The organism is Lentzea kristufekii (assembly GCF_033949925.1).
Classification (GTDB): domain Bacteria; phylum Actinomycetota; class Actinomycetes; order Mycobacteriales; family Pseudonocardiaceae; genus Lentzea; species Lentzea kristufekii.
In genome coordinates this window covers 237,230-260,969 of sequence record NZ_JAXAVV010000004.1, presented here as the reverse complement: position 1 = coordinate 260,969, position 23,740 = coordinate 237,230, and the positions used below count along the sequence as shown (strand labels likewise).

General features: G+C 70.4%; 24 protein-coding genes. 14 read left to right on the top strand and 10 right to left on the bottom strand.

All coding sequences use genetic code 11. From position 1 onward, the window contains the following. Position 1 precedes the first annotated feature (1 nt). Entirely contained in the window at positions 2-856 is an 855-nt protein-coding gene (locus SK571_RS10450; RefSeq protein WP_319983824.1) for an ABC transporter permease, read from the top strand. A 90-nt stretch (positions 857-946) separates the two neighbouring features. After that, entirely contained in the window at positions 947-3,046 is a 2,100-nt protein-coding gene (locus SK571_RS10445; RefSeq protein WP_319983823.1) for a penicillin acylase family protein, read from the top strand. Here the strand turns inward: SK571_RS10445 and SK571_RS10440 are convergent. Next, positions 3,024-3,809, bottom strand: a complete 786-nt coding sequence (locus SK571_RS10440) for a crotonase/enoyl-CoA hydratase family protein (protein ID WP_319983822.1) — start codon at positions 3,807-3,809, stop codon at positions 3,024-3,026. The two genes, SK571_RS10445 and SK571_RS10440, sit on opposite strands and share 23 nt — an antisense overlap. A 55-nt stretch (positions 3,810-3,864) precedes the next feature. On the opposite strand from SK571_RS10440, the gene SK571_RS10435 reads away from it, so the two are divergent. The 7 genes from SK571_RS10435 to SK571_RS10405 all read left to right on the top strand — a co-directional run bounded on the left by SK571_RS10435 (position 3,865) and on the right by SK571_RS10405 (position 12,663). Then, entirely contained in the window at positions 3,865-4,464 is a 600-nt protein-coding gene (locus SK571_RS10435; RefSeq protein ID WP_319983821.1) for a sulfite oxidase-like oxidoreductase, read from the top strand. Next, complete coding sequence (locus SK571_RS10430; RefSeq protein ID WP_319983820.1) at positions 4,434-5,174, top strand: ferredoxin reductase; 741 nt, start codon at positions 4,434-4,436, stop codon at positions 5,172-5,174. The genes SK571_RS10435 and SK571_RS10430 overlap by 31 nt, the downstream gene beginning before the upstream one ends. Positions 5,175-5,187: 13 nt before the next feature. Next, entirely contained in the window at positions 5,188-5,445 is a 258-nt protein-coding gene (locus tag SK571_RS10425; protein WP_266036686.1) for a DUF6510 family protein, read from the top strand. A gap of 8 nt (positions 5,446-5,453) precedes the next feature. Next, positions 5,454-6,095: an HAD-IA family hydrolase gene (locus SK571_RS10420; RefSeq protein WP_319983819.1), complete on the top strand. Its 642-nt coding sequence runs from the start codon at positions 5,454-5,456 to the stop codon at positions 6,093-6,095. A gap of 129 nt (positions 6,096-6,224) precedes the next feature. Next, the gene (locus SK571_RS10415) at positions 6,225-9,317 is read left to right on the top strand and encodes a PA14 domain-containing protein (protein ID WP_319983818.1); all 3,093 of its coding nucleotides are present in this window, start codon (positions 6,225-6,227) and stop codon (positions 9,315-9,317) included. Between the two features lie 39 nt (positions 9,318-9,356). Beyond that, on the top strand, positions 9,357-10,370 hold the full coding sequence (locus SK571_RS10410; protein ID WP_266036689.1) for a LacI family DNA-binding transcriptional regulator: 1,014 nt from the start codon (positions 9,357-9,359) through the stop codon (positions 10,368-10,370). Positions 10,371-10,464: 94 nt separating this feature from the next. Then, the gene (locus SK571_RS10405) at positions 10,465-12,663 is read left to right on the top strand and encodes a discoidin domain-containing protein (protein WP_319983817.1); all 2,199 of its coding nucleotides are present in this window, start codon (positions 10,465-10,467) and stop codon (positions 12,661-12,663) included. Here SK571_RS10405 and SK571_RS10400 read toward each other — a convergent pair. Together SK571_RS10400 and SK571_RS10395 are read right to left on the bottom strand one after the other, a co-directional pair. Further along, positions 12,654-12,809 carry a hypothetical protein gene (locus tag SK571_RS10400; protein WP_319983816.1) on the bottom strand — a complete coding sequence of 52 codons (156 nt, stop codon included), beginning with the start codon at positions 12,807-12,809 and terminating at the stop codon, positions 12,654-12,656. The genes SK571_RS10405 and SK571_RS10400 overlap by 10 nt on opposite strands. Before the next feature lie 32 nt (positions 12,810-12,841). Beyond that, on the bottom strand, positions 12,842-13,750 hold the full coding sequence (locus SK571_RS10395) for a DUF1996 domain-containing protein (RefSeq protein ID WP_319983815.1): 909 nt from the start codon (positions 13,748-13,750) through the stop codon (positions 12,842-12,844). A gap of 181 nt (positions 13,751-13,931) precedes the next feature. Between SK571_RS10395 and SK571_RS10390 the strand changes: the two genes are divergently transcribed. Further along, positions 13,932-16,040: a discoidin domain-containing protein gene (locus tag SK571_RS10390; protein ID WP_319983814.1), complete on the top strand. Its 2,109-nt coding sequence runs from the start codon at positions 13,932-13,934 to the stop codon at positions 16,038-16,040. Position 16,041: 1 nt separating this feature from the next. On the opposite strand, the gene SK571_RS10385 is transcribed toward SK571_RS10390, so the two are convergent. The 4 genes from SK571_RS10385 to SK571_RS10370 are packed head-to-tail and all read right to left on the bottom strand — an operon-like array spanning position 16,042 to position 17,872. Then, positions 16,042-16,353 (bottom strand): hypothetical protein, encoded by a 312-nt coding sequence (locus SK571_RS10385; RefSeq protein ID WP_319983813.1) that lies wholly within the window; start codon positions 16,351-16,353, stop codon positions 16,042-16,044. A 4-nt stretch (positions 16,354-16,357) separates the two neighbouring features. Next, a complete protein-coding gene (locus tag SK571_RS10380) occupies positions 16,358-16,615 on the bottom strand; it encodes a hypothetical protein (protein WP_266036695.1) in 258 nt (85 codons plus the stop codon). Positions 16,616-16,628: 13 nt separating this feature from the next. Further along, entirely contained in the window at positions 16,629-16,814 is a 186-nt protein-coding gene (locus SK571_RS10375) for a hypothetical protein (RefSeq protein WP_319983812.1), read from the bottom strand. Between the two features lie 11 nt (positions 16,815-16,825). After that, the gene (locus SK571_RS10370; RefSeq protein ID WP_319983811.1) at positions 16,826-17,872 is read right to left on the bottom strand and encodes a M12 family metallopeptidase; all 1,047 of its coding nucleotides are present in this window, start codon (positions 17,870-17,872) and stop codon (positions 16,826-16,828) included. A 169-nt stretch (positions 17,873-18,041) separates the two neighbouring features. On the opposite strand from SK571_RS10370, the gene SK571_RS10365 reads away from it, so the two are divergent. After that, a complete protein-coding gene (locus tag SK571_RS10365; protein ID WP_319983810.1) occupies positions 18,042-18,629 on the top strand; it encodes a GrpB family protein in 588 nt (195 codons plus the stop codon). On the opposite strand, the gene SK571_RS10360 is transcribed toward SK571_RS10365, so the two are convergent. From SK571_RS10360 to SK571_RS10350, 3 genes are read right to left on the bottom strand one after another with little or no spacing between them, the layout of a single operon-like run. After that, entirely contained in the window at positions 18,604-19,680 is a 1,077-nt protein-coding gene (locus tag SK571_RS10360) for a sensor histidine kinase (RefSeq protein ID WP_319983809.1), read from the bottom strand. The two genes, SK571_RS10365 and SK571_RS10360, sit on opposite strands and share 26 nt — an antisense overlap. Continuing rightward, positions 19,673-20,338 carry a response regulator transcription factor gene (locus tag SK571_RS10355; RefSeq protein WP_319983808.1) on the bottom strand — a complete coding sequence of 222 codons (666 nt, stop codon included), beginning with the start codon at positions 20,336-20,338 and terminating at the stop codon, positions 19,673-19,675. Before SK571_RS10355 ends, SK571_RS10360 begins: the two co-directional genes overlap by 8 nt. A 30-nt stretch (positions 20,339-20,368) precedes the next feature. After that, the gene (locus SK571_RS10350) at positions 20,369-20,935 is read right to left on the bottom strand and encodes a VanZ family protein (protein WP_319983807.1); all 567 of its coding nucleotides are present in this window, start codon (positions 20,933-20,935) and stop codon (positions 20,369-20,371) included. 101 nt (positions 20,936-21,036) lie between these two features. On the opposite strand from SK571_RS10350, the gene SK571_RS10345 reads away from it, so the two are divergent. From SK571_RS10345 to SK571_RS10335, 3 genes are read left to right on the top strand one after another with little or no spacing between them, the layout of a single operon-like run. Beyond that, positions 21,037-22,065 carry a sensor histidine kinase gene (locus SK571_RS10345; RefSeq protein WP_319983806.1) on the top strand — a complete coding sequence of 343 codons (1,029 nt, stop codon included), beginning with the start codon at positions 21,037-21,039 and terminating at the stop codon, positions 22,063-22,065. Further along, positions 22,058-23,110 carry a hypothetical protein gene (locus tag SK571_RS10340; RefSeq protein WP_319983805.1) on the top strand — a complete coding sequence of 351 codons (1,053 nt, stop codon included), beginning with the start codon at positions 22,058-22,060 and terminating at the stop codon, positions 23,108-23,110. Before SK571_RS10345 ends, SK571_RS10340 begins: the two co-directional genes overlap by 8 nt. After that, positions 23,095-23,739 carry a response regulator transcription factor gene (locus SK571_RS10335; RefSeq protein WP_319983804.1) on the top strand — a complete coding sequence of 215 codons (645 nt, stop codon included), beginning with the start codon at positions 23,095-23,097 and terminating at the stop codon, positions 23,737-23,739. Before SK571_RS10340 ends, SK571_RS10335 begins: the two co-directional genes overlap by 16 nt. The last annotated feature ends 1 nt before the right edge of the window (position 23,740 follow it).

Genomic DNA, 23,740 nt, shown 5'->3' with positions numbered 1-23,740 from the left:
CTTGGCCCGGACGCGGAACCCGCCGCCGAGCCGCCTGCGCGCGTCCAGGTCGCCACCCACGATCCTGTTCCACCGCGGGGACACCGACTTCCGGCCCCGCGTGCTGTCCGGGCACTGGCCGGACGGTCCGGGCCAGGTCGCGGTGCCGTCGAGGTTCCTGAACCAGCGCGGGCTCGCCCTGGACGACACCATCACCGTGCAGGCGCAGGGGAACCGGACGCAGGTGCGGATCGTCGGGCTCGTGCTGACCAACAACGCCGACGAGATCTTCGCCGACTGGTCCGGGGTGGACGCTCTCGTGCCGGGCACCCGGGCCGACACCTACCTCGTGCAGACGGCTCCCGGCACGGACCGCGACACCTTCACGAGCGCGGTGCGGGCCGCCGATCCAGGACTGCGCGTCCTGCCGCCGCGCGACGGCACCTCGTCGACCGCCGTGATCATCATCAGCGCGTCCGTCGTGCTGACGCTGGTGCTGGGCGCGGTCGCGGCGCTCGGGGTGTTCAACACCGTCGTGCTCAACGCCCGCGAACGGCGCCGTGACCTCGGCATGCTCAAGTCGATCGGCATGACACCGCGCCAGGTCACCGTGCTGCTCGTGACGTCGATGGGCGGCCTGGGAGTGCTCGGCGGTGTGGCCGGCGTGCCCATCGGCATCGCCGTGCACCGGCTCGTCGTGCCCGCGATGGCGCAGGCGGGCCAGGCCGACGCCGTCGACATCCTCATGAACGTCTACCACGCGCCGCTGCTCGCACTGCTGGCCCTCACCGGCGTCGTCATCGCCGTCCTGGGCGCCGTCGTGCCTGCCAGGGGAGCGGCGCGGCTTTCGATCGCCACGGTTCTGCACAACGAATAGGGGGATTCCATGCGCCGGTTGTTGGCGTTATCGCTTGTGATAGCAGGAGTTCTGGCCACCAGCCCGCCCGCGGTCGCCGGCGGCGGGACGGTGATCAGACGGACGTCCTACGGCATCCCGCACGTGCTGGCCGCCGACTACCGCGGTGCGGGCCAGGGCCTCGGGTACGCGTTCGCGCAGGACAACGCCTGCGTGATGGCCGAGATCGTCGTGACGCTCGCGGCCGAGCGGTCCCGCTGGTTCGGGCCGGGCAACGTGGACAGCGACCTCTACTACCAGCGGCTGAACCAGTCCGAGGTGGTCGAGCGGCAACTGGCCCGCGGCCCGTCGAAGCAGGCCCGTGATCTGGTGCGCGGTTACGTGGCCGGGTTCAACCGGTACCTCACCGAGAACGGCCTGCCCGCCGCCTGCAAGACGTACGCGCGGCCGATCACCGAGATCGACGTCTGGCGGCGCGTCCACCAGGTGGCGGGGCTGACCGGGAGCGAAGGGTTCCAGGAGCAACTCGTGTCGGCACAGCCGCCGGGATCGGCGATCGTGGCGCCGGCCCGTGTCGCGACGGAACGCCCAGGCAGCAACGGAATCGCGCTCGGTCGTGACGCGACTGTGCCGGGCACCGGCATGGTGCTCGGCAACCCGCACTTCGACTGGGACGACACCTGGCGCTTCTACCAGCACCACCTCACGATCCCCGGCGAGCTCAACGTCAGCGGTGCCGGCCTGTACGGCCTGCCGCTCGTCAACATCGGCCACAACGACAAGCTCGGCTGGACCCACACGGCCTCCGAAGCGCAGACGGTCACGCTCTCGAAGCTCACGCTCGTCCCCGGCGACCCGACCAGCTACGTCGTGGACGGCAAGACCCACCGCATGATCGCCGAACAGGTCACCGCCGGCGGCACCACGAGAACCCTCTACCGCACCCCGGACGGCCCGGTGGTCGAGGACGACCGCGCGTTGCAGTGGACGGACACCAGCGCGTTCGTCCTGCGCGACGCCAACCACGGCAACCTGCAGGTCGTCGACCAGTGGCTCGCCATCGCCCGCGCCCGCAGCGTGTCCGACCTGCACAAGGCACTCGTGCGGCACCAGGCCCTGCCGTGGGTCAACACGCTCGCCTCGGACGCCACCGGCACCGCGTACTACGGTGACGTCCAGGTGGTCCCGCACGTCACCGACGACCAGCGAACCCGTTGCGGTGTCAGCACACCCATCGGCCTGGTGGTCCTCGACGGCAGCCGATCGGACTGCGGCTGGGGCACCGACCCCGACGCCGTGACACCGGGCAGGTTCGGCCCTGGCCGGCTGCCGCACCTCGTCCGGCGCGACCACGTGAGCAACATGAACGACAGCCCGTGGCTCGCCAACCCGGCCGCGCCGCTGACCGGCTACCCGTCGATCGTCGGCGACGTGGGCACCGAACGCTCCGCGCGCACCCGGATGGGTCTGGACATGATCGGCACCAACGACTTCACACTGTCCACTCTGGAATCCTCGATGGTCGGCAACCGCAACCTCACCGCCGAGCAGGGCCGCGCCGCCGTGGTGACGATGTGCCAGGCGAACCCGACTCTGCCCGCGACCGACGGTCAGCCCGTGGACGTCCGCACGGCCTGCGCCGCCCTGGCAGCCTGGCCGGGAACCGGTGACACCGGCGAGAACAGCCGGGGCGCCTACTTCTGGCGTTCGTTCCTCGTGCTGACCGGCCGTCCCGGCACCAGGCTCTGGCAGGTGCCGTTCGACCCGGCCGACCCCGTCCACACTCCGCGCGGCATCAACGCGCACGACCCCGGCGTCCAGCGGGCCTTCGCCGACTCGGTGCGGATGTTCGCGGCCGCCGGAGTCGCGGTGGACGTGCCGCTCGACGCCGTGCAGCAGTACGAGGGCATCCCGATCCACGGGTGCCGCGGCCCGGAGGGTTGCTTCAACGTCATCTCGGTGCCCGGCCCGCCCCGGCCGGGCATGACTCCGGAGATCCCGCACGGCTCCAGCTTCGTGATGGCGGTGGAGCTGACGAAGAACGGCCCGCGGATGAGTTCGATGCTCATCTACGGGCAGTCCGCGGACCCGGCCTCGCCGCACCACACCGACCAGGCCCGGCTGTACGCGAAGAAGCAGTGGGTCAAGGGGGCGTTCACCGAACGGGAGATCGCCGTCAACCCCGATCTCAGCGTTCGCCGTCTCCGCTGAACTGCCCGTGCCGTCCGGCGCCGCCCGCGAACCGGGCGGCACCGGCCGCGCCTTCCCTGGCCACGATCGGCACCCCCGCCGCGCCTTCCGCCCGCAACGCGTCCGCCAACGACAGGTCCAGCCCGCCGTAGGCAGACGCCCGGTCGGCCAGCACGCACTCGAACGGGAACCCGGCGATCTGCCCCGCCAGCTCCAGCGCCGCCGCCACCGCCTGCCCCGGCTCGACCACCCGGTTCGCCAGCCCGATCGCCAGCGCCTCCTCGGCGTGCACGGGTCGTCCGGTCAGGATCAGGTCCAACGCCCGCCCCAGCCCCACAACCCGTGGCAACCGCACGGTCCCTCCGTCGATCAACGGCACCCCCCACCGCCGGCAGAACACCCCGAACACCGCGTCGCTCTCGACCACCCGCAGGTCGGCCAGCAGCGCCAGCTCCAGCCCGCCCGCCACCGCATACCCGCTGACGGCCGCGATCAGCGGCTTGCTCAGCTGCAACCGCGTCGGCCCCATCGGCCCGGCCCCGCCACCGGAGGGATCGAGCTCGTTGCGCCGGGCCGGATCACTGACGGAGGTCAGGTCCGCCCCGGCGCAGAACGTCCCGCCCTCGCCGGCGAGCACCGCCACCCGTTGCGACGGGTCCGCCTCGAACGCCAGGAAGGCGTCCCGCAGCTCGGCGGCCATCGGCCCGTCGACCGCATTGCGCCGGTCCGGGCGATTCATCCTGATCAACGTCGTCGTGCCGGTGATCTCGACCCTGACGTCCATGTGACCTCCGTGATCAGCAGTGGCGTTCGGCTCGCCGCTGGCGTCTACTGACACGATGCCAATCGTCTCTCCCGGTTTCACCGGGCGACGCCAGTCACCGGACGTGCAGCTGCCGCCCGGTCAGTACCTGGCAGAGGACTTCCCCGTCCTCACGGCGGGGCCGACGCCGCGCGTGCCGACCGACCGGTGGCAGTTCACGATCAACACCGAGGCCGGTCAGCGGTACGACTGGTCGTGGCAGCAGCTGATGCAGCTGCCCGCGGAGAAGATCACGACGGACATCCACTGCGTCACCAAGTGGTCCAAGCTCGGCACCCGCTGGAAGGGCGTCTCGCTGGACGTGCTGCTGGAGGACGTCGAGACGGCCGCCGACTACGCGCTCGTCCAGTCCTACGGCGGCTACACCACGAACCTGCCGCTGGAAGACCTGATCGACGGCCAGGCGTGGATCGCGTACCGGTACGACGACGACGAGCTCACGCCCGAACACGGCGGGCCGGCGCGGTTGCTGGTGCCGCACCTGTACTTCTGGAAGTCGGCGAAGTGGGTCCGCGGGATCCAGTTGCTGCTCGAGGACGAACCCGGCTTCTGGGAAAGCGCGGGCTACCACGACTACGGAGACCCATGGCGCGAGCAGCGGTATCAGGGCGACTGACCTGGCGGGAGGCCGAACTGGCCGAGGCCACCGACATCACCAAGAGCGCGCGCAGCCTGGTCTTCGACGTGCCCGGCTGGCCGGGACACCTGCCGGGCCAGCACGTCGACGTGCGCCTGACCGCCGAGGACGGCTACTCGGTGCAGCGCAGCTACTCGATCTCCTCCGCGCCGGACGGGGAGCGGTTCGAGCTGAGCGTGCAGCGGGTCGAGGACGGCGAGGTGTCGCCGTACCTGTGCGACGTGCTCTCGCCCGGCGACCGGATCGAGCTGCGCGGCCCGGTCGGCGGCTGGTTCGTCTGGCGTGCGACCGACCAGGCGCCGGTGACGCTCGTGGCGGGCGGATCGGGCATCGCACCGTTGATGGCGATGATCCGCACGCGGGCCGCGGAGGGAAGCAGGGTGCCGTTCCGGCTGATCTACTCGGTGCGCACGCCCGAGGACGTCTACTACTCCGACGAGCTGCGCCGGCGTGCGCGTGAGGACGGCGGCCTCGACGTCCACGTCGCTTACACCCGCCAGGCCCCGGACGGATCGCCCGAGCCACCGGGACGCCTGGGTCTCGCGACCCTCAACACCCACGCCTGGCCCGCCGACTTCACCCCGAACGTCTTCGTGTGCGGGCCGACCGGGTTCGTCGAGACGGTGTCCGACATCTTCGTGGCGCTGGGCCACGACCCCCGCCGCGTCCGCACCGAACGCTTCGGCTGACAGGAGAGCACCGATGAGTCATGTGGACGGGAACGCGCTGGCGGGAGACCTCCGCGAGATCTTCGCGGTGGACCTGACCGCCGCGACCGGGCAGTGCTCGGGCTGCGGGTACAAAGGTCCGGTGGCGAGCCTGCGCGTCTACCAGAGCGCTCCGGGCACCGTCGCGCGCTGCCCGCACTGCGAGGAGGTCGTGCTGCGGCTGGTGCGCGGACGCGACCGCGCGTGGCTGGACCTGCGCGGCACGGTGAGCCTGGAGATCCCGCTGCCGTGAGGAGAACGATGAACCTGGCCTGCCGGGCGGTGCTGTTCGACATGGACGGCGTGCTGACCGACTCGACGGTCGCCGCCGAACGCGCGTGGACGCAGTGGGCGCACGAGTTCGGCGTCGACCCGGAAGAGGTCCTGCGCGGCCTGCCCGGCCGTCGTGCCGCGGACACGGTCCGCATGCACGTGCCCGCCTCCGCGCGGGCCGGCGCGTTGCGGCGGATCAACGAGATCGAGGTCGCCGACGCCGGGTCGACCGCCCCCATCCCCGGAGCCCGCGAGCTGCTGGACGCGCTGCCGGGCAACTGGGCCGTGGTCACGTCCGCTCCGCCCGAACTGCTCACGGTCCGGCTGGCCGCGGTGGGGATCCCGTTGCCGTCGGTGGTCATCAACGGCGACGACGTGACGCGGGGCAAGCCCGACCCCGAGGGCTACCTGAAGGCGGCGGACAAGCTCGGGCTGCCGATCGGTGACTGCCTCGTCTTCGAGGACAGCGGCAACGGGGTCGCCGCGGGTCTCGCCGCCGAGGCCGCCACCGTGGTCGGCGTCGGCACCGGCGCCCTGCACACGCCCGCACCCGTCGTCGTGCCTGACCTGCGGGCCGTCCGGTGGACCGGGCGCGGCATCGAGGTGACCGAGGACCTCCGCGCCTCGTGACGTCCCGGAAACCTGTCCGGTTTGACATGCCCGATACCTCCGTTCGGCCGTAGCCCGGCCTCCGAGCCGTGTGCGTGGATGTATGGGAGCGCTCTTACAACGTTGTAAAAACGAAGGGGATCTTCGCCGATGAAGAAAACCGCCCCCGTACTCGTCGCGCTGCTGCTGGCGCTGGGCATAGCGCCCGGCACGCCGTCCGCGGGTGCCGCCGAGCCCGTGCACGGTCTGAAGGGCGAGTACTTCAGCATGTCGGCACCGGGCGCGCGGGACTTCGCGACCCTGGGCGGCACCGTGCTCGACGCCGACGTGAACCACGGTGACCTGACCGGTGTGTTCGGGTTCCTGAACGGCCGCACCGAGCACACGACCGCGCGGTGGACCGGGCAGATCGCGGTGCCGCAGACCGGCGACTACACGTTCTACGCCGTCGGGGACAACGGGTTCCGGCTGCTGATCGACGGCAAGCCGGTGATCGACCACTGGGTGCCCGACTGGGACCGCGAGCAGACCAGCGCGCCGGTGACGCTCACCGCCGGGCGCCAGTACGACTTCAGGCTGGAGATGTTCCAGGACGTCGGCGGCGCCAACATGTTCCTGCGCTGGTCGAGCGCGACCACGCCCAAGCAGATCGTGCCGGAGTCCGCGTTCACGCCGCCGGCCGGCTTCCAGGTCGTGCCGCGCACGGCCGGGGTCTCGAAGGACGGCCGGACCCTCACCGCGGAGTTCGACGGCCGGATCTCGGGCACGTCGGACCTGAAGGACCACCTTCGGATCGACGTCGACGCGACGCCGATGCCGATCTCGGTCGTCACGACGAGCCGCAACCGCCTCACCATCCGGCTGGCCGAGGAAGTGCTGAAGGGCCAACGGGTCCGGATCTACTACGACGGCGCCGGCGCGCTCGCGGTCGACGGCAAGAAGGTCGAGAAGACCGCGCGCACGGTCGGCAACGTCTCCACGGAACGGCTCAGGACGCCGTGGGGCGAGAAGGTCGACACGCGCAACCCGTTGCCGGAGTACCCGAGGCCGCAGCTGGAACGCGACAAGTGGCTCAACCTCAACGGCCCCTGGGAGTTCGCGGCCGCCAAGGCCGGCGAGCAGCCGGTGTTCGGGAAGAGGCTGCGCGAGAAGGTCGTCGTGCCCTACCCGATCGAGTCGCAGCTCTCCGGTCTCGAGCGGCACGAGGACCACATGTTCTACCGCCGCACGGTCAGCGTCCCGCACGACTGGCGGATCGGGTCCGGGCAACGGCTGAAGCTCAACTTCGGCGCGGTCGACCACCACGCGAAGGTCTGGGTGAACGGCAAGCTCGTCGCCGAGCACACCGGCGGCTACACGGCGTTCAGCGCGGACGTCACCGACGCGCTGAAGCGCGGTGAGCAGGAGATCGTCGTCGCGGTCACCGACACCACCGGCCCGCACCAGCCCAAGGGCAAGCAGTCGCCCAACCCCAGCGGCATCTTCTACACGCCGTCGTCGGGCATCTGGCAGACCGTGTGGATGGAACCGGTGGCCGACAAGGGGATCGACGAGATCAGGACGACCCCGGACCTCGCCACCAGCTCACTGGCCGTCGAGGTCAAGTCCGCCGGCAACGCCACCGTCACCGCGGTAGCGAGGGACGCCAAGGGCAAGCAGGTCGGCACGGTCACCGGACCGGCGAACACCAAGCTGGCGCTGCCGGTGCCGAACCCGCACCTGTGGACGCCGGACGACCCGTACCTCTACAAGCTCGACGTCACGCTCGGCAAGGACAAGGTCAAGAGCTACTTCGGCATGCGGTCCACCGGGATCGCGAACGTCGGCGGCACGCCGAAGCTGACGCTCAACGGCCAGCCGATCTTCTCGCTGATGCAGCTGGACCAGGGCTTCTACCCGGACGGCCTGAACACGGCGCCGAGCGACGAGGCGCTGGTTTTCGACCTGAAGGCGCAGAAGGACCTCGGCTTCAACTCCGTCCGCAAGCACATCAAGGCCGAACCCGCCCGCTGGTACTACCACGCGGACCGGCTGGGACTGCTGGTGTGGCAGGACTTCGTGTCCGTCGAGGACGGCAGCAACCCGACGGCGCAGCAGGCTTTCCTCAAGGAGAGCCGCGAGTTGATGCAGCAGATGCACAACCACCCGTCGATCTACGCGTGGATCGTGTTCAACGAGGGCTGGGGCGAGTGGGACCGCACCGTCACCGGTCAGATCACCGACGACGTCAAGGCGGCCGACCCGAGCCGGATCGTCAGCGCGCACAGCGGCGTGAACTGCTGCGCCTCCAAGGGCGACAGCGGCAAGGGCGACGTCATCGACCACCACGACTACAACAACACCGACCCGGCCCGCCCGGACGGCAAGCGCGTCGTGATGGACGGCGAGCACGGCGGCTTCACGTTGCGGACGCCGGGACACCAGTGGCCCGGTGCACCGATCGCCATCTACAGCGGCGTGCCGGACAAGGCGGCGCTGACGGCGAAGTACGTCGACAACACCCGGACGTTCTACCTGGGCCAGGCGCGCCAGGAGATGTCCGCGTCGGTCTACACGCAGGTCACCGACCTGGAGGGCGAGCTCAACGGCCTGTGGACCTACGACCGCAAGCGCATCAAGGTCGACCCCGGTCCCGTCCGCGAGATCAACCGGCGGGTGATCGAGGCCGGGGCGAACGCGGGCAAGCCGTACCCGTACGCGGGCAGCGGTGAGTGGAAGCTGAACGAGACCACGGGAACGACGGCGAAGGACTCGAGCGGCCGCAACCCGCTGACGCTCAGCCCGACCGGCGCCACCTGGAAGGACGGGGCGCTGGAACTCCGCAACGGCTCGGCGGACACCTACGGCCCGGTCGTCGACACGACCAAGGACTACGCGGTGTCCGCGAAGGTGCGCCTGGACGAACTGCCCGGCAACTACGCCTCCGCGGTGAGCCAGGACGGTCGTCAGGCGGAGAACCCCTTCTACCTGCAGTACGGCCAGGGCGCGTTCGCGTTCAGCACCCCCGGTGGCAACCGGGCCTGCTACGAGATCACGCCGGAGATCGGCCGCTGGTACGAACTGAAGGGCGAGCGCAAGGGCGGCGAGATCCGGCTCTACCTGGACGGCGCGCTGGTCGCCACGGCACCGGCGGGACCCGCCATCGAGAGCACCGGCGCGTTCGCGGTGGGACGAGCCAAGTACAACGGCCAGAACGTGGACTTCTGGCGAGGTGCGATCAAGGACGTGGTCGTCACCTCCTGATGTTGGGAGAACGCTCTCCTGGCGTGGTACAACCGGTGCATGAGCAGGGTCGCACCCACGTTGGAGGACGTCGCCAGAGTCGCGGGCGTGTCCCGCGCGACGGTGTCCCGGGTCGTCAACGGGACGCGCAACGTCGATCCTGAGCTCCAGGAGACGGTGCGCAACGCGATCGAGCAGACCGGGTACACGCCCAACCGCGTGGCCCGGTCTCTCGTCACGCGCCGCACCGGCACGGTCGCGCTGGTGATCTCCGGCGCGGGCGGGGGATCGGACGTGTTCACCGACCCGTTCTTCGGCCGGGTGACGGCGGGTGTGGTCGACTTCCTGCGCGGCCACAGCGTGCACCCGGTGCTCATGCTCGCCGACTCCGACCACGCGCGCACCGAGGTAGTCGAGTTCCTCAGACAGGGCAGCGCCGACGGCGCGCTGCTGGTGTCCACCCATCCGGCCGACCCGCTGCCCGCGCGGTTGCTCGAAGCCGGTGTGCCCTCGGTGCTCTACGCGCGGCCCGGCAGGCCGATGCCGATCGGCTACGTCGACATGGACCACCGCGCGGGCGGGCGGCTGGCCGCCGACCACCTGGTGGCGGCGGGCCGGTACAACATCGCCACCATCTCCGGCCCGATGGACGTGCTGGCGAGCCAGGACCGGCACGCCGGTTTCCGCGACGCCATGGCCCGCCACGGGTTCCCGTACGTCCCGACCGCCGAGGGCGGCTTCACCGCCGAGAGCGGCGCGGCCGCGATGCACCGGCTCCTCACCGAGTGCCCCGACCTCGACGCGGTGTTCGCCGCGAACGACCTGATGGCGCAGGCGGCCGTGGACGTGCTGCTGGAGCACGGACTGCGCGTGCCGGAGGACGTCGCCGTGGTCGGGTTCGACGACAGCGCGCCGGCCCTGGCCTGCCGCCCGCAGCTCACCACGATCCGGCAGCCGGTGGAGCGCATGGCCGCTCAGATGGCCGACCTGTTGCTCGCGGAGCTGGAAAAACCGGGACAACGGCCGAGATCCGTCATCTTCGAACCGGAACTCGTCGTACGGGCCTCTGCCTGATTGACCTGTTCGACACCCGGCGTTAACGTCCCTTGGGAGAGCGCTCTCACGCCCCTGTCCAAGGCTTTCAGCCCTTCCCCCGTCAGGCAGGACCATGGGCTCAACCCTGTCCAGGGCCGCCGCGTTCGCCGCTGCCGCTCTGTGTCTCGTGACCACGATCAGCGTCACCTCCCAAGCGGGAGCCGCCGCGTGCGGCACCTCCAACGTCGCTCTCAACCGCCCCGCCACCGCGTCCTCGACGGAGAACGGCGGCACGCCCGCGTCGGCCGCAGTCGACGGCAACGCGGGCACCCGCTGGTCGTCGCAGTTCTCCGACCCGCAGTGGCTGCAGGTCGACCTCGGCTCCACGCAGGAGGTCTGCCGCGTCTCGCTGAGCTGGGAAGGCGCCTACGGCAAGGCCTTCCAGGTCCAGGTGACCGACAACGCCGCCGACTCCGCGTCGTGGCGCAACGTCCACTCGACCACCACCGGCACCGGCGGCACGCAGTCCGTCGACGTCACCGGGTCCGGCCGCTACCTGCGCGTCCTCGGCACGCAGCGCGGTACCGGCTACGGCTATTCGTTGTGGGAGCTGGGAGTCTTCACCACCACGCCCGACACCCCCGGCGTCACGCCGACGGACCCGCGCAACCCGGACTTCGGCCCGAACGTGCACGTCTACGGTCCAGGCTCCTCGCAGTCGGAGATGCAGTCGCGGCTCGACTCCATCGCGACGCAGATGAAGACCAACCAGTTCGGCCCGCAGCGGCACGCCGTGCTGTTCAAGCCCGGCAGCTACAACGCCGATGTGAACCTTCGGTTCTACACGCAGATCGTCGGTCTTGGGCTGATGCCGGACGACGTGAACATCAACGGCCACATCCGCGTCGAGGCCGACTGGCTGCAGCAGGGCAACGACCCGAACAACCTCGGCAACGCCACGCAGAACTTCTGGCGCGGCACCGAGAACCTCTCGGTCACGCTGCCTCCCAACCAGATCGAGCGCTGGGCCGTCTCGCAGGCCACCGCGTACCGGCGGATGCACCTGCGCGGCCAGGCACACCTGTGGAACGGCTACGACGGCTGGGCCAGCGGTGGCCTGATCGTGGACAGCAAGATCGACGGCGTGACCGTCTCCGGTTCGCAGCAGCAGTTCCTGACCCGCAACAGCAACCTCGTCGGCGGCTGGTCGGGGTCGGTGTGGAACATGGTGTTCGCCGGCACACAGGGCGCACCGCCCAACCACTTCCCGAACCCGTCGCACACGACCGTCGACACCTCGCCGGTGACGCGGGAGAAGCCGTACCTGTACTTCGACAACTCCGGTGAGTACCGCGTCTTCCTGCCCGCGCTGCGCCAGAACTCGCGCGGTACGAGCTGGGAGAACGGCAACCCCGGCACGTCGGTGTCGCTCGCGGACTTCTTCATCGTCAAGCCCGGCACGCCGGCCGCGACGATCAACGCCGCGCTGGTGCAGGGCAAGCACCTGCTGCTCACGCCGGGCATCCACCAGCTCGACGACACGATCCGGGTGACCCGCCCGAACACCGTCGTGCTGGGCCTCGGCCTCGCCACCCTGACGCCGACCGCGGGCAAGGCCGCGCTCACGACGTCCGATGTGGACGGTGTCAGGCTGGCCGGGTTCCTGGTCGACGCCGGCGTGCAGAACTCCCCGGTGCTGCTGGAGGTCGGCGACTCCAGCGCCAACTCGCACGCGGCCAACCCGACCTCGCTGCACGACGTGTACCTGCGCGTCGGCGGGTCGCAGGCGGGCAAGGCGACGGTCAGCATGCGCGTCAACAGCCGCAACACGATCATCGACCACACCTGGGTGTGGCGGGCCGACCACGGTGAGGGCGTCGGCTGGACCGCGAACCCCGGCCAGAACGGCGTGGTCGTCAACGGCGACAACGTGATCGCGTACGGGTTGTTCGTGGAGCACTACCAGCAGCACAACCTGGTGTGGAACGGCAACGGCGGCCGCGTCTACCTGTACCAGAACGAGCTGCCGTACGACCCGCCGAACCAGGCCGCGTGGATGAACGGGTCCAAGCGGGGCTGGGCCGGCTACAAGGTCGCCGACTCGGTGACCACGCACGAGGCGTTCGGTGTCGGCGTGTACGCCTTCAACCAGGCCGATCCGAGCATCGTGACGGACAACGGCTTCGAGGCGCCGAACCGGTCGGGAGTCCGGTTCACGCACCTCGTGACGGTGTCACTGGGTGGCGTGGGCACGATCGCCAACGTCATCAACGGCACGGGCGGTCAGGCGGACCTGGCGAACCAGGTCCGGTACGTCGTGAACTACCCCTGACCGAGCCTGGTGAGCTGATCCCTGCGGGATGACTCGACGGACGCCGCGAACTCCTCGGTCGCGGCGTCCGTTCCGTTCTCCTGGTCACTGCGAGCGAGCCCGGCACACCCCGCGAACAACGGCAACGCGAAAACACCCCAGGGCACGCGCCGCCCTGGGGTGCACGAGGCGAGGAACCTCACCGCGGCAACCGGTAGTCCGGTCCTAGTGCGGCACCCCGATTCGGCTTGTACAGGTCGAACCCGCGCGGGTCGCACTGCAGGCCGCCGTTGATGCAGTGGCGGACCAGCGCGGCCTGCGTGGGCGCGTCCCAGGCGTTGATGAAGTCGTAGTGCCAGCTGTACCCGCGACCGCTGGAGAGCCGCACGCGGGACATGTCACCGGACACCGGGAACGCCATCTTGAACTCGATCATCGGCACCGCGACCGGGTGGCTCGGCGGGCAGGCCAGCGTCGCACGGTCCGGATAGGCCATGTGCGACCTGTGGTCCGCCGAGTCGAGGTCGCGGCCGTTCCAGCAACTCGGTGCCTGGTAACGGACGTTGAGCTGCGTGCCGGGCGGGCAGTACGCCGGGATGTCCCAGTTGTGGAAGCTGTCGCCGCACTCCCAGCCCTCGACCGCGCCGGGCGCGGTGCGGAACTGCTCCTGCGTGGCCGCGGGACTGCCGACCACGAACCGGATGCCCGGCGGGAACGGCACGACGTCCTGGTACCTCAGGATGCCGGACTTGTAGTAGATGACCTGCGGGAAGTCCGGCGGGACGATCTGGTCGCCGTTGATGACCGACGGGAACCAGTACGCGGACTTGTCGTCGGGCGTCCTGCAGTTGGTCTGGCCTGCCTTGAGCGACTCGTTGGTGCTGCTCGCTTTCGTGGACTGGTTGCCGAGGAACGTGTGCATGTGCGACGCGCCCGGCAGTCCCGGGAAGACGATCGGGTCGTCCGGGAGGTGGGTCGTGACCGAGCAGTTCGCCTGGAACTCGTGGTGCGTGACCAGGTCGTCGGCCTGGGCCGAGTTGGTCGCGACCACGACCACTGCCGCCACCAGGGCAGCCGTCATCGTCAACGCGCTGAGTTTTCTGGACACCGATGTCCTCCTGCCGACGTGGGGAACCGGCTTGGAGAGCGCTCTCCCAACTAGCGTCCCGCCAGCCCTCATGAGGTGTCAAGACCGGTACTTTGACACTGCCGACGTCCGGTCGTAACGTTCGTCGGCAGGGTTGTGAGAGCGCTCTCCTCCTACATCCCTACCTGTGGCAGGAGGCGCGATGGTTCGCGTCCGCTCCATCTGCACGGTGATCGCCGTGCTCCTCGGCCTGGCAGTCCTACCGGCTCACGCCGCCCCCGCCCTGCTCTCCCAGGGCAAACCCGCTCTCGCCTCGTCGACCGAGAACAGCGGCACTCCCGCCTCGGCCGCGGTCGACGGCAACGGTGACACCCGCTGGTCCAGCGAGTGGAGTGCCCCGCAGTGGCTGCGCGTCGACCTCGGCGCCTCGTCGGCGCTCAGCAGGGTCGAGCTCGACTGGGAGGGCGCCTACGCGACGGCGTTCGAGATCCAGGTCTCGGCCGACGGTGACGCGTGGCAGCCGATCCGGTCGGTGACCGGGTCCACCGGTGGCAGGCAGGGCTACGACGTCACCGGCACCGGCCGGTACGTCCGGCTGAACGCCACCCAGCGCGCCAACGGGTACGGCGTCTCGCTGTGGGAGTTCCGGGTCTACGGCACGCAGGGCGGCGTCGTACCGGGAAGCGGCGTCCACGTCACCGGGTCGCAGGGCAACTGGCAGCTCACCGTCGACGGCCGGCCGTGGGTCGTGAAGGGCCTCACCTGGGGGCCGCCCGCCGCCGACGCCGCGCGGTACATGCCCGAACTCAAGTCCATGGGCGTCAACACCCTGCGGACCTGGGGCACGGACGCCTCGACCCGCCCGCTGCTCGACGCGGCCGCGGCCAACGGACTGCGCGTGATCAACGGTTTCTGGTTGCTGCCCGGCGGTGGTCCCGGTTCCGGCGGCTGCGTGAACTACGTGACGGACGCCCAGTACAAGGCGGACGTGCTCGGGCAGATCCGTCAATGGGTCACCACCTACAAGGACCACCCCGGCGTCCTGATGTGGAACGTCGGCAACGAGTCCATCCTCGGTCTGCAGAACTGCTACTCCGGCGCGGAGCTCGAGAACCAGCGGGTCGCGTACGCCCGCTACCTGAACGAGGCGGCGCGGGCGATCCACGCCATCGACACCGGCCACCCGGTGACGAACACCGACGCGTGGACCGGTGCGTGGGTGTACCTCAAGGCGCACACGCCCGACCTCGACCTGTACTCCGTCAACTCCTACGGCAACGTCTGCCAGGTGCGGCAGGACTGGATCTCCGGCGGTTACACCAGGCCGTACATCCTCACCGAGGCCGGGCCCGCGGGGGAGTGGGAGGTGCCGAACGACGCCAACGGCGTGCCTGCCGAGCCGACCGACGTGCAGAAGCGCGACGGCTACACCCAGGCCTGGAACTGCATCGTCGGCCACACCGGAGTCTCGTTCGGCGGCACGCTCTTCCACTACGGCACGGAGTACGACTTCGGCGCGGTCTGGTTCAACCTCACGCCCGCGGGCAAGAAGCGGCTCTCGTTCTACTCGGTCCAGCGCGCGTTCGGTGGTGCCACTCCCGCCAACACCCCGCCGGTGATCTCCTCGATGACCGTGCCGCAGACCGTCGCGGCCGGTGCACCGCTGACCGTCGACGTCGCCGCGGCCGACCCCGACGGGGACGCCATCGCGTGGTCGGCCGCGTTCAACAGCAAGTACGTCGACAACAGCGGTGGGCTGGCCGGAACGCCCGTGCAGGTCGCCGGAAACCGCCTCACCGTCACCGCCCCGGACCGCCTCGGCGTGTGGAAGGTCTACGTCGTGGCCGAGGACGGGCGCGGCAACATCGGCATCGAGACCCGGTCCGTGCGGGTCGTGGCGCCGCAGCCGTCCGGCGTGAACGTGGCCCAGGGCAAGGCGACCACCGCCTCGTCGTACCAGCAGGTCGGTGACGGCGCGCCGTTCCCGCCGTCGAACGCGGTGGACGGCAACGGAACTTCGCGCTGGGCCACGGACTGGGCCGATCCGCAGTGGATCCGGGTCGACCTCGGCGCGGTGACGACGTTCCAGCACGTGCAGCTGGTGTGGGAGGGCGCTTTCGGTCGTGCGTACGAGATCCAGGTGTCCGACGACGGCAACGGCTGGCGCTCGGTCTACGGCACGACGACCGGGAACGGTGGCGTGGACGCGATCGACGTGACGGCGACCGGCCGGTACGTCCGTCTGCACGCCACGCAACGAGGAACCGGCTTCGGCTACTCGCTCTACGAGTTCGGCGTCTACCGGCGCTGACCTACACCGGTTCCACTAGCACGACCACGCCCTCCGACGGCTCGATGGCGCTGGTGCTGACCAGATCACCGTGACGAACCCGCCCGTCGCCGCTCACGTCCACGTGAGCGGCGACGGTCAGCACCGGCCCATCAGCCAGGCCGAGATCGAACGGCAGGCGCTGCTCGGCGGTGTCGTCACGGCGGAACTCCCCGACGTGCTCGGCTTTCGTGACGGCCGGCGCGTCGGCGAGGGAGACGTCGAGCAGCCGCACCCGCAGCACGGCCCGGCCGAACGCGGGCGTGCCCGCCGGTATCACCACGGTGCCGTGCACCTGGTCAGTTCAGCACGGCGAAGCGGGCCTCGATGTCGACGGGGCCGCCGGTGAGGTTGCGGATCTCGATGAAGTACTTGATCAGCCCGGCGGCCTGCCGGTCGACCTGCACCTTCCACTCGATCTGCGCGCCGCCGTCGACCATCGGCCACGTCGGCACCACCATCCACACGACCCGCCAGCCCTCCGGCCAGCTGTGGGTGAACCAGCGCCGCGACGACCCGCCGGGCACCTGTCCCCGGAACTGCACACCAAGTCGCATCGGGACTCTCCCTTCACTCTGCTTCGGGCGCGGGACCGGCGTCCTCGGCCGCGTGCGAGGCCTCTTCGGCCACGGCGTCCCCGGTGTCCTGCGCGGCATCCGGTGCCGCACCGCCGTCGCCCGCGAGGTCGAGCGGCTCGGCGAGGACCAGGTCGTCGAGCGACGCGGGGGCGGCCCCGCCGTCGAGATCGGCGTTCATGGCGGCTCCTCTCACAGTGCGCCCGGCGACCAGCCGAGCACGTCGTAGCGGGCCTCGACGTCGACCTGGCCGCCGGTCAGGTTCGTGATGGCGAGGAAGTACTTGAGCAGCCCGCCGGACTGCCGGGTGACCTGGGTGGTCCACTCGATCTGCGCCGCACCGTCGGCCGCGGGCGCGGTCGGCACGACCGTCCACAGCACGTACCAGTGGGCGGGCCAGCTGTGGGTGAACCACCGCCTGGTCGTGCCGGCCGGGACGGACCCGGTGAACTGCACGCCCCGGAACACCGCCGCCGGTTCGAGGCCGCTGTACATCGACCGCACCGCCGCGCAGTCGCCGGGACTGAGTCCCTCGCGCTGGCCGATCTCGGCGTTCTGGACCGGCGTCATCGTGTCGCGGCCGGTGTCGATCGCGAACGCCCGACGCGGGTAATGCATGATCGAGTGGTAGTCGTACGGCCCGACGTCGTCGCCGTCGGTGATGTGCTGGTTGAAGTTGTGGGCGCTCTGCTGCTGGATGTTCGTGAAATCGATCGTCACGAAGTTGTTGCGGTCCTCGCGGCTCTGCTCGTGCCACAGGCCGACGCTGTGCCCGATTTCGTGAATGGTCGCCCCGGTCTCGCAGCCGAGTGCCAGCGTGATGTTCTGCTGGTTTCCGCGCATGCCCACGGGAGAACTGCAGCCACCGCCGGGCTGGAAACGAATGAAATTCGTGTCCGTCGCGTTCCTCGGCACGAGACGAATGCGGGTGTTGCGTTCCCAGTGCGCGATCGCGTTGTGCACGCGGGCCTGGTTCGGCAGGTTCGGGTCGATCTCGAACGGTACCCGGCCACCCGGCCAGCGGAACTGCTGACCTGGGATGACCACGCCCCGCTCGTGGAGCTCGTCCTCCCGCGCGAGGGTGAGCACGATGTCACCCTCGACCATCGGCTCGCCGTCGACCTCGGTGTACAGAACGGCTTTCACGCCCTGGCCCCGGGTCTCGATCACGCCGGTTCTGAGTTCGGGTCCGACGCGGAACTGGCCGCTGCCGGTCACCGTGCCACTCGGCTCGGTCATCGTGCCCTCCCGTCATGGCAGAAGACGAACAAGCGTGATCCCCGAATGTCCACAACGCCTAGGGCCGAAGGCCTCCGTCGCATTCATAGAATTGATGGAGAGTCCAAAGTGGTGGTGTAACGCAAAAGCGCCGGAAGGCGACTTCCTGGATCAGACTAAGGTCGGGTACATGCCGTCCGCCGTCATCGTCGAGTACGACTCCGCCTGGCCGCTTCGCGCACGGCACCTCCTCGACGGGGTGCGGTCGGCGTTCGCGGCGCTGCCCGGTGCGGACGGGTTCGGCTACGAGCACATCGGGTCGACCGCGGTGCCGGGACTCGGCGCGAAGCCGATCGTGGACCTGCAGGTGCGCATGCCGGACCTGCCGCCGCATGCCCGGCTGACCGAGGTCCTGGCGTCGACGCCGTTCGTGCCGGCGCACGGTTCGAGGCCGGACTCGCCCGGTGTGCACAGGGACAGCAGGAGGCCGGGGGACCAGGCCGACGACGCGGCCTACGAGAAGCGCCTGTTCCACTCCCCGGCCGAGGGCGCGATCCTGCACGTCCGCCGCGTGGATTCGCCGTTCGCGCGGTGGGTCGTGGACTTCCGCGACTGGCTGCGGTGCCACCCCGGGCAGGCCCGGCGCTACGAGCAGATCAAGCGCAGGCTCGCCGAGGAGCACGCGGGCGAGCCGGACTACGACGACTACACGCGTGCCAAGACCGCGTTCTTCGACGAGATCCAGCCACAGGTCAGGTGCTGGGCAGCCGGATCGTGACGCGCAGGCCGCCTTCCGGCCGCGGGGCGATGTCGAGGGCGCCTTCGTGCGCGCGGACGATGCTGTGCACGATGGCGAGTCCCAGGCCGACACCCGCGTGATCGTCGTCGCGGACGCGCTCGCCGCCGCGCTGGAACGGCTCGGTGAGCGTCGGCACCAGGTCCGCGGCGAGGCGGCGGCCCGTGTTCTCGATCCGGACCACGCACGCCTGGTGCTGCGGTTCGGTGTGGACGGTGACCGTGCCGCCGGTCGGGAGGTTGTGGACGATGGCGTTCTGGACGAGGTTCGTCACCATCCGCAGGAGCAGCTCCGCGGAGCCGGTGGTGGTCGCCGGCTCACCGGTGACCTTGAGCTCGATCTCGCGCCGTTCGGCAAGGGGGAGAAGGGTTTCCGCGGCTTCCTCGGCGACCAGGGACAGGTCGACCGGCTCTCGGTTGAACACGCCCCGCTCGCCGCGGCTGAGCAGCAGCAGGGCCTCGGTGAGGTCGATCGCGCGGCGGCTGGCGGTGTGCAGGCGGTCGAGGAGTTCGGCGTCGATCCGGGACGGGTCCTGGCGGGCCACGTCGAGCAGTGACTGCGAGATCGCCAGCGGCGTCCGCAGCTCGTGGGAGGCGTTGGCGGCGAACCTGCGCTGCTCGTCGACGTGCGACTCGAGCCTTTCGAGCATGGTGTCGAAGACGTCGGACAGTTCGCGGAACTCGTCCGCCTTGCCGGGAAGGCGGATGCGGTGCGACAGAGACCCCTTCGAGGCCAGCCGGGCGGCGTCGGCGATCTTGTCGAGCGGGGAGAGCATCCGACCGGCCAGGAGCCACCCGCCGACCAGGCCGAACGCCACCAGGAACACCATGGCGATCGCGGCGGCGCGGCCGAAGATGCGGGAGAGCAGGTAGCGGTTGGGACTGGTGAAGAGCAGGCCCTGGTCGTTGTCGGGGACGTAGCGCAGCAGGTCCCACCAGGCCAGCCCGATCAGGACGGCGCCGGCCACGACGACGATGCCCGCGTAGCTCAGGGTGAACTTCATGCGGGCGCTGAGTCCCGGGGGCCTAGCCATCCGCGTCGATGCGGTAGCCGACGCCCGGCACGGTCGCGATGAGCCACGGTTCGCCGAGTCGCTTGCGCAGCGCCGAGACCGTGATCCGGACGGCGTTGGTGAACGGGTCGGCGTTCTCGTCCCAGGCCCGCTCCAGCAGCTCTTCGGCGCTGACGACGCCACCTTGAGCACCGACCAGGACTTCGAGCACCGCGAACTGCTTGCGGGTCAGCGCGACGTACTGCCCGTCTCGGAAGACCTCACGCCGGAACGGGTCGAGCCGCAGGCCACCGATCTCGCTGACCGGCGGCCGCGCGTAGGCACGCCTGCGGGCGAGCGCCCTGAGCCGCAGCACCAGTTCCCGCAGCTCGAACGGCTTGGTCAGGTAGTCGTCGGCACCGAGCCCGAACCCTGACGCCTTGTCGTCGATCCGGTCGGCGGCGGTGAGCATGAGGATCGGCATGCCGCTGCCGGACGCGACGATCCGCCGCGCGACCTCGTCGCCGGACGGACCGGGGATGTCGCGGTCGAGCACCGCGAGGTCGTAGGAGTTGACGCTCAGCATCTCCAGCGCCGTGTTCCCGTCCCCGGCGATGTCCGCGGCGATCGCCTCCAGCCGGAGCCCGTCCCGGACGGCTTCGGCCAGGTGCAGCTCGTCCTCCACGATCAGCACACGCATGTCGTCAGCCTAGGCAGATCGCCCGGATGGTCACACCGCGACAAGGTGCCGTTCCTCCACCGGCGCGGGCTTGGGGCGCCACCACCACCGGGACGCGAACGAGGCCAGTGCCGCGCCGGCGGCGTTGAGCAGCACGTCGTCCACAGAGGACACCCGGTCCAGTCGCAGCACGAACTGCGCGATCTCCAGGAACGCGGAGCAGGCCGCCGCGAACGCCAGCACCCGCCACGCCGACCGCAGCGCCGCGAACCTCAGCGGGGCGAAGAACCCGAGCGCCGCGAACACCAGCATGTTGCCGACGATCTGGCCCGCGTCCCGGTGCTCGACGAGGTCGATCAGGTCCGCGAACGGCACCAGGCTCAGCTCGCCCGTGTCACCCGGCTCCGCGCCGGGCAGCATGATGATCCACACCCAGGGCAGCGACCCGTAGACCATGCCGACCTCGGCCAGCGCCGTCCGCCACGGGTGGGTGTGTCGCTTGAGCTTGCGGTGGAGCGCCAGGAGCAGCATCACGAGCACGGCCACCGGGATTCCGAGCACCGCGCCGATCACGACTCCGGTCTCCGTACCGACCCACTCCTGCCAGGTGTTGAGCACGCTCCAAGTGAAGGCGCACGGCCGTTGCGAGGGCGTACGCGTTTTTCGATACGCGGACGACATGTGGCCCGGCCAGGCGGTCCGGGAGGGGCTCGCGGAGAATGCCGGACGTGCTGGAGGCGAGGCTGCTTGCGACGGTGTCCCGTCTCGCGGGTCCCGTCCGCGGCGCCGGCATCGTCCTGATCAGCCTCTTCGGCGCCTTCTCGCTCCACTCACCGCTCGGCTGGTCGCTGTTCGCGGCGGTCGCGGTGAGCACGGTCGCCGACTTCCGGCTGCCCCGCGTGGCGCTTCCCGTGGCGTTCCTCCGCGTCGTGGTGCTGTCGGTGGTGCTGGGAGCCGATGCCGACCAGTGGGTGATCACGGTGCTCACCACGACGCTGATCACCTGGCAGTGGCAGTGGCCGCCGAAGGTGAGCGTGCCCGCGACGGTGGCGTTGCTCGCGGTGCAGGTCATGACCACCGGGCCAGGGGTGCTCGTGCGGGCGGTGCTGGAGTCGGTGCTCGCCCGGCTGTCGTACGAGCTGCTGCGCAGGTCGAGCCGGAGGGTCGACGCGCTGAGGGAACGCGCCGCGGAGCGGAGCCGGGCCGCGGCCATCGCACTCGACCAGGGCAGGCGGGAGCGGGAGTACCTCGCGCTGCTGCACGACACGGCTGCCGCGACGTTCCTGATGGCCGCGCACGGTGGCGATCCCGAGGAGGTCGCGGCTCAGGCCCGCCGGGACCTGGTCGTGCTGGCCGAGCGGGGCAACGCGCAGGGGACCGTGGACCTCGGGGCCGCGCTCACGGCGGTGGCGCGGGACAGTTCCGTGCACGTGCGAGTGGAGGCCGAGGTCGTGCCGGTGCCGGCCGGGGTGGCTCTGCAGTTCGTGCGGGCCGCGCGTGAGCTGCTCACGAACGTCGAACGCCACGCGGGCACGACCGAAGCCGAACTGACGGTGACGCGGGGACGAGGCGCGGTGGTCGTCATCAAGGACGACGGCAGGGGCTTCGTTCCCGCTGAAGTGCCCGAGCACCGGCGCGGCCTGCGCGGATCGGTGGTCGGGCGCCTCGAAGCCACCGGCGGCACGGCGGTGGTCGAGTCCGGACCGGCGGGGACCACCGCGCGGCTGGAGTGGACCGCCGATGACTGACCACACCGTCGCCACGACCACCAGGCAGGTCCTGCTGGTCGTCGTCTTCGCCGTCCAGCTCGTCCTCATGCTGCCCCAGCTCGTCGCACATCCGCACGGCCCGGCGGCGTGGATCGCGTACGGGCTGCTCACGGCCGTGCTGGCGGTCGTGGCCGGATGTGTCGCGGCCGCGGTGCCGACGCCGGCGTTCCTCGCTGCCGCACCTCTCGTCTCGTCGGTGCTGGCGACGACCGCGCTGCCCGCCGGAGCGTCGTTCAGCCCGGCGGACTGGGGGTTCGGGCTCGCCGGCTGGTACCTGCTGCTGGTGCTGGTCGAGAGACCGGCGGCGCTGATAGTGGCCTTGAGCGCGCACATCTCCTTCAGCATCGCGTGGTTCGTGCGCGAGGGAAGCGGTGACATCGGCACGGCCGGAGTCGTGATCCTCAGCGGCACGAGTTTCCAGCTCAGCGTCATGGTGATCAACCGCGTCCTGCACCGCGACGCCGGGCTGGCCGCCGAGGCCGCCGCCGAGCACGACGCCGCCCGCACCCGCGAAGAGCTGGTCCGCCAGCGGGAACAGGACCTGCGAGCCGGGTTCGAGGGCCAGCTGGGCGCGTTGCTGCCGCTGCTCGCCGACCTCGCCGACGAACGCGCGAGCGTGGCCGACCAGACGACCAGGCTGCGCTGCTCGGTCGCGGCCGTGCAGCTGCGCAGGTTGTTCGCGGAGAACGACGACGTGCCCGACCCGTTGCTGCACGAACTGACAGCGTGTGTGGACGTCGCCGAACGGCGCGGTGTCGTCGTCTCGCTCGCTGTCAGCGGCACGGCCACACCGGTGCCGACGGAGGTACGTCGCGAGCTGGTCGCACCGATGGCCCAGGCGCTCGCCGTCGCGGACGGACGTGCGAAGGTGAGCCTGCTGCGCACCGCGACGGAGGTGCGCGTGGCGGTGGTGGCGGACGCGCCCGAAACGCTGCCGGCACCGGGCAGGACAGGGGCGGTCGTCGTCGAGACGAGCGTCCACAGCGGACTGGTGAGGAGCGAGGCGCGATGGCGGACGACGTGACGGCGGTCGTGGTCGACGACCATCCCGTCGTACGGGCGGGAGTCGCGCACTGGCTGTCCACAGCGGACATCGAGCTCGTGGCGAGCGGCGAGGACCCCGCGGTGGCCTGGACCGGTCCCGGCGCGAGCGCGGCGGTCGTCGTGCTCGACCTGCACCTCGGCGGCGTCGCGCCCGCCACGTCCGCACTGCGCAAGCTGGTCGAGGACGGACGCAAGGTCGTCGTCTACTCGATGCGCGCCGACGACGAGATAGTCCTGCAATGCCTGGAGATCGGCGCACTCAGCTACCTGACCAAGGCCGAGGGCGCCGAGCACCTCGTGCAGGCCGTCAAGGCGGCGGCCGAGGGGCAGTCGTACACGCCGCCGGCTCTCGCGGGCGCGCTGGCGGGCGACAGGTCGGACACGAGGCCCGCTCTCTCGCCGCGCGAGACCGAGGTCCTGGTCGAGTGGTTCCAGTCCGAGTCGAAGGAGTTCGTGGCGCAACGCCTGAACATCACACTCAGCACGGTGAACTCCCACCTGGAGCGGATCAGGGTCAAGTACGCGGCGATCGGCAGGCAGGCACCGACCAAGGCGGCACTCGTCGCGCGGGCGATCCAGGACGGGCTGATCGGCCTCGACGACCTCTGAG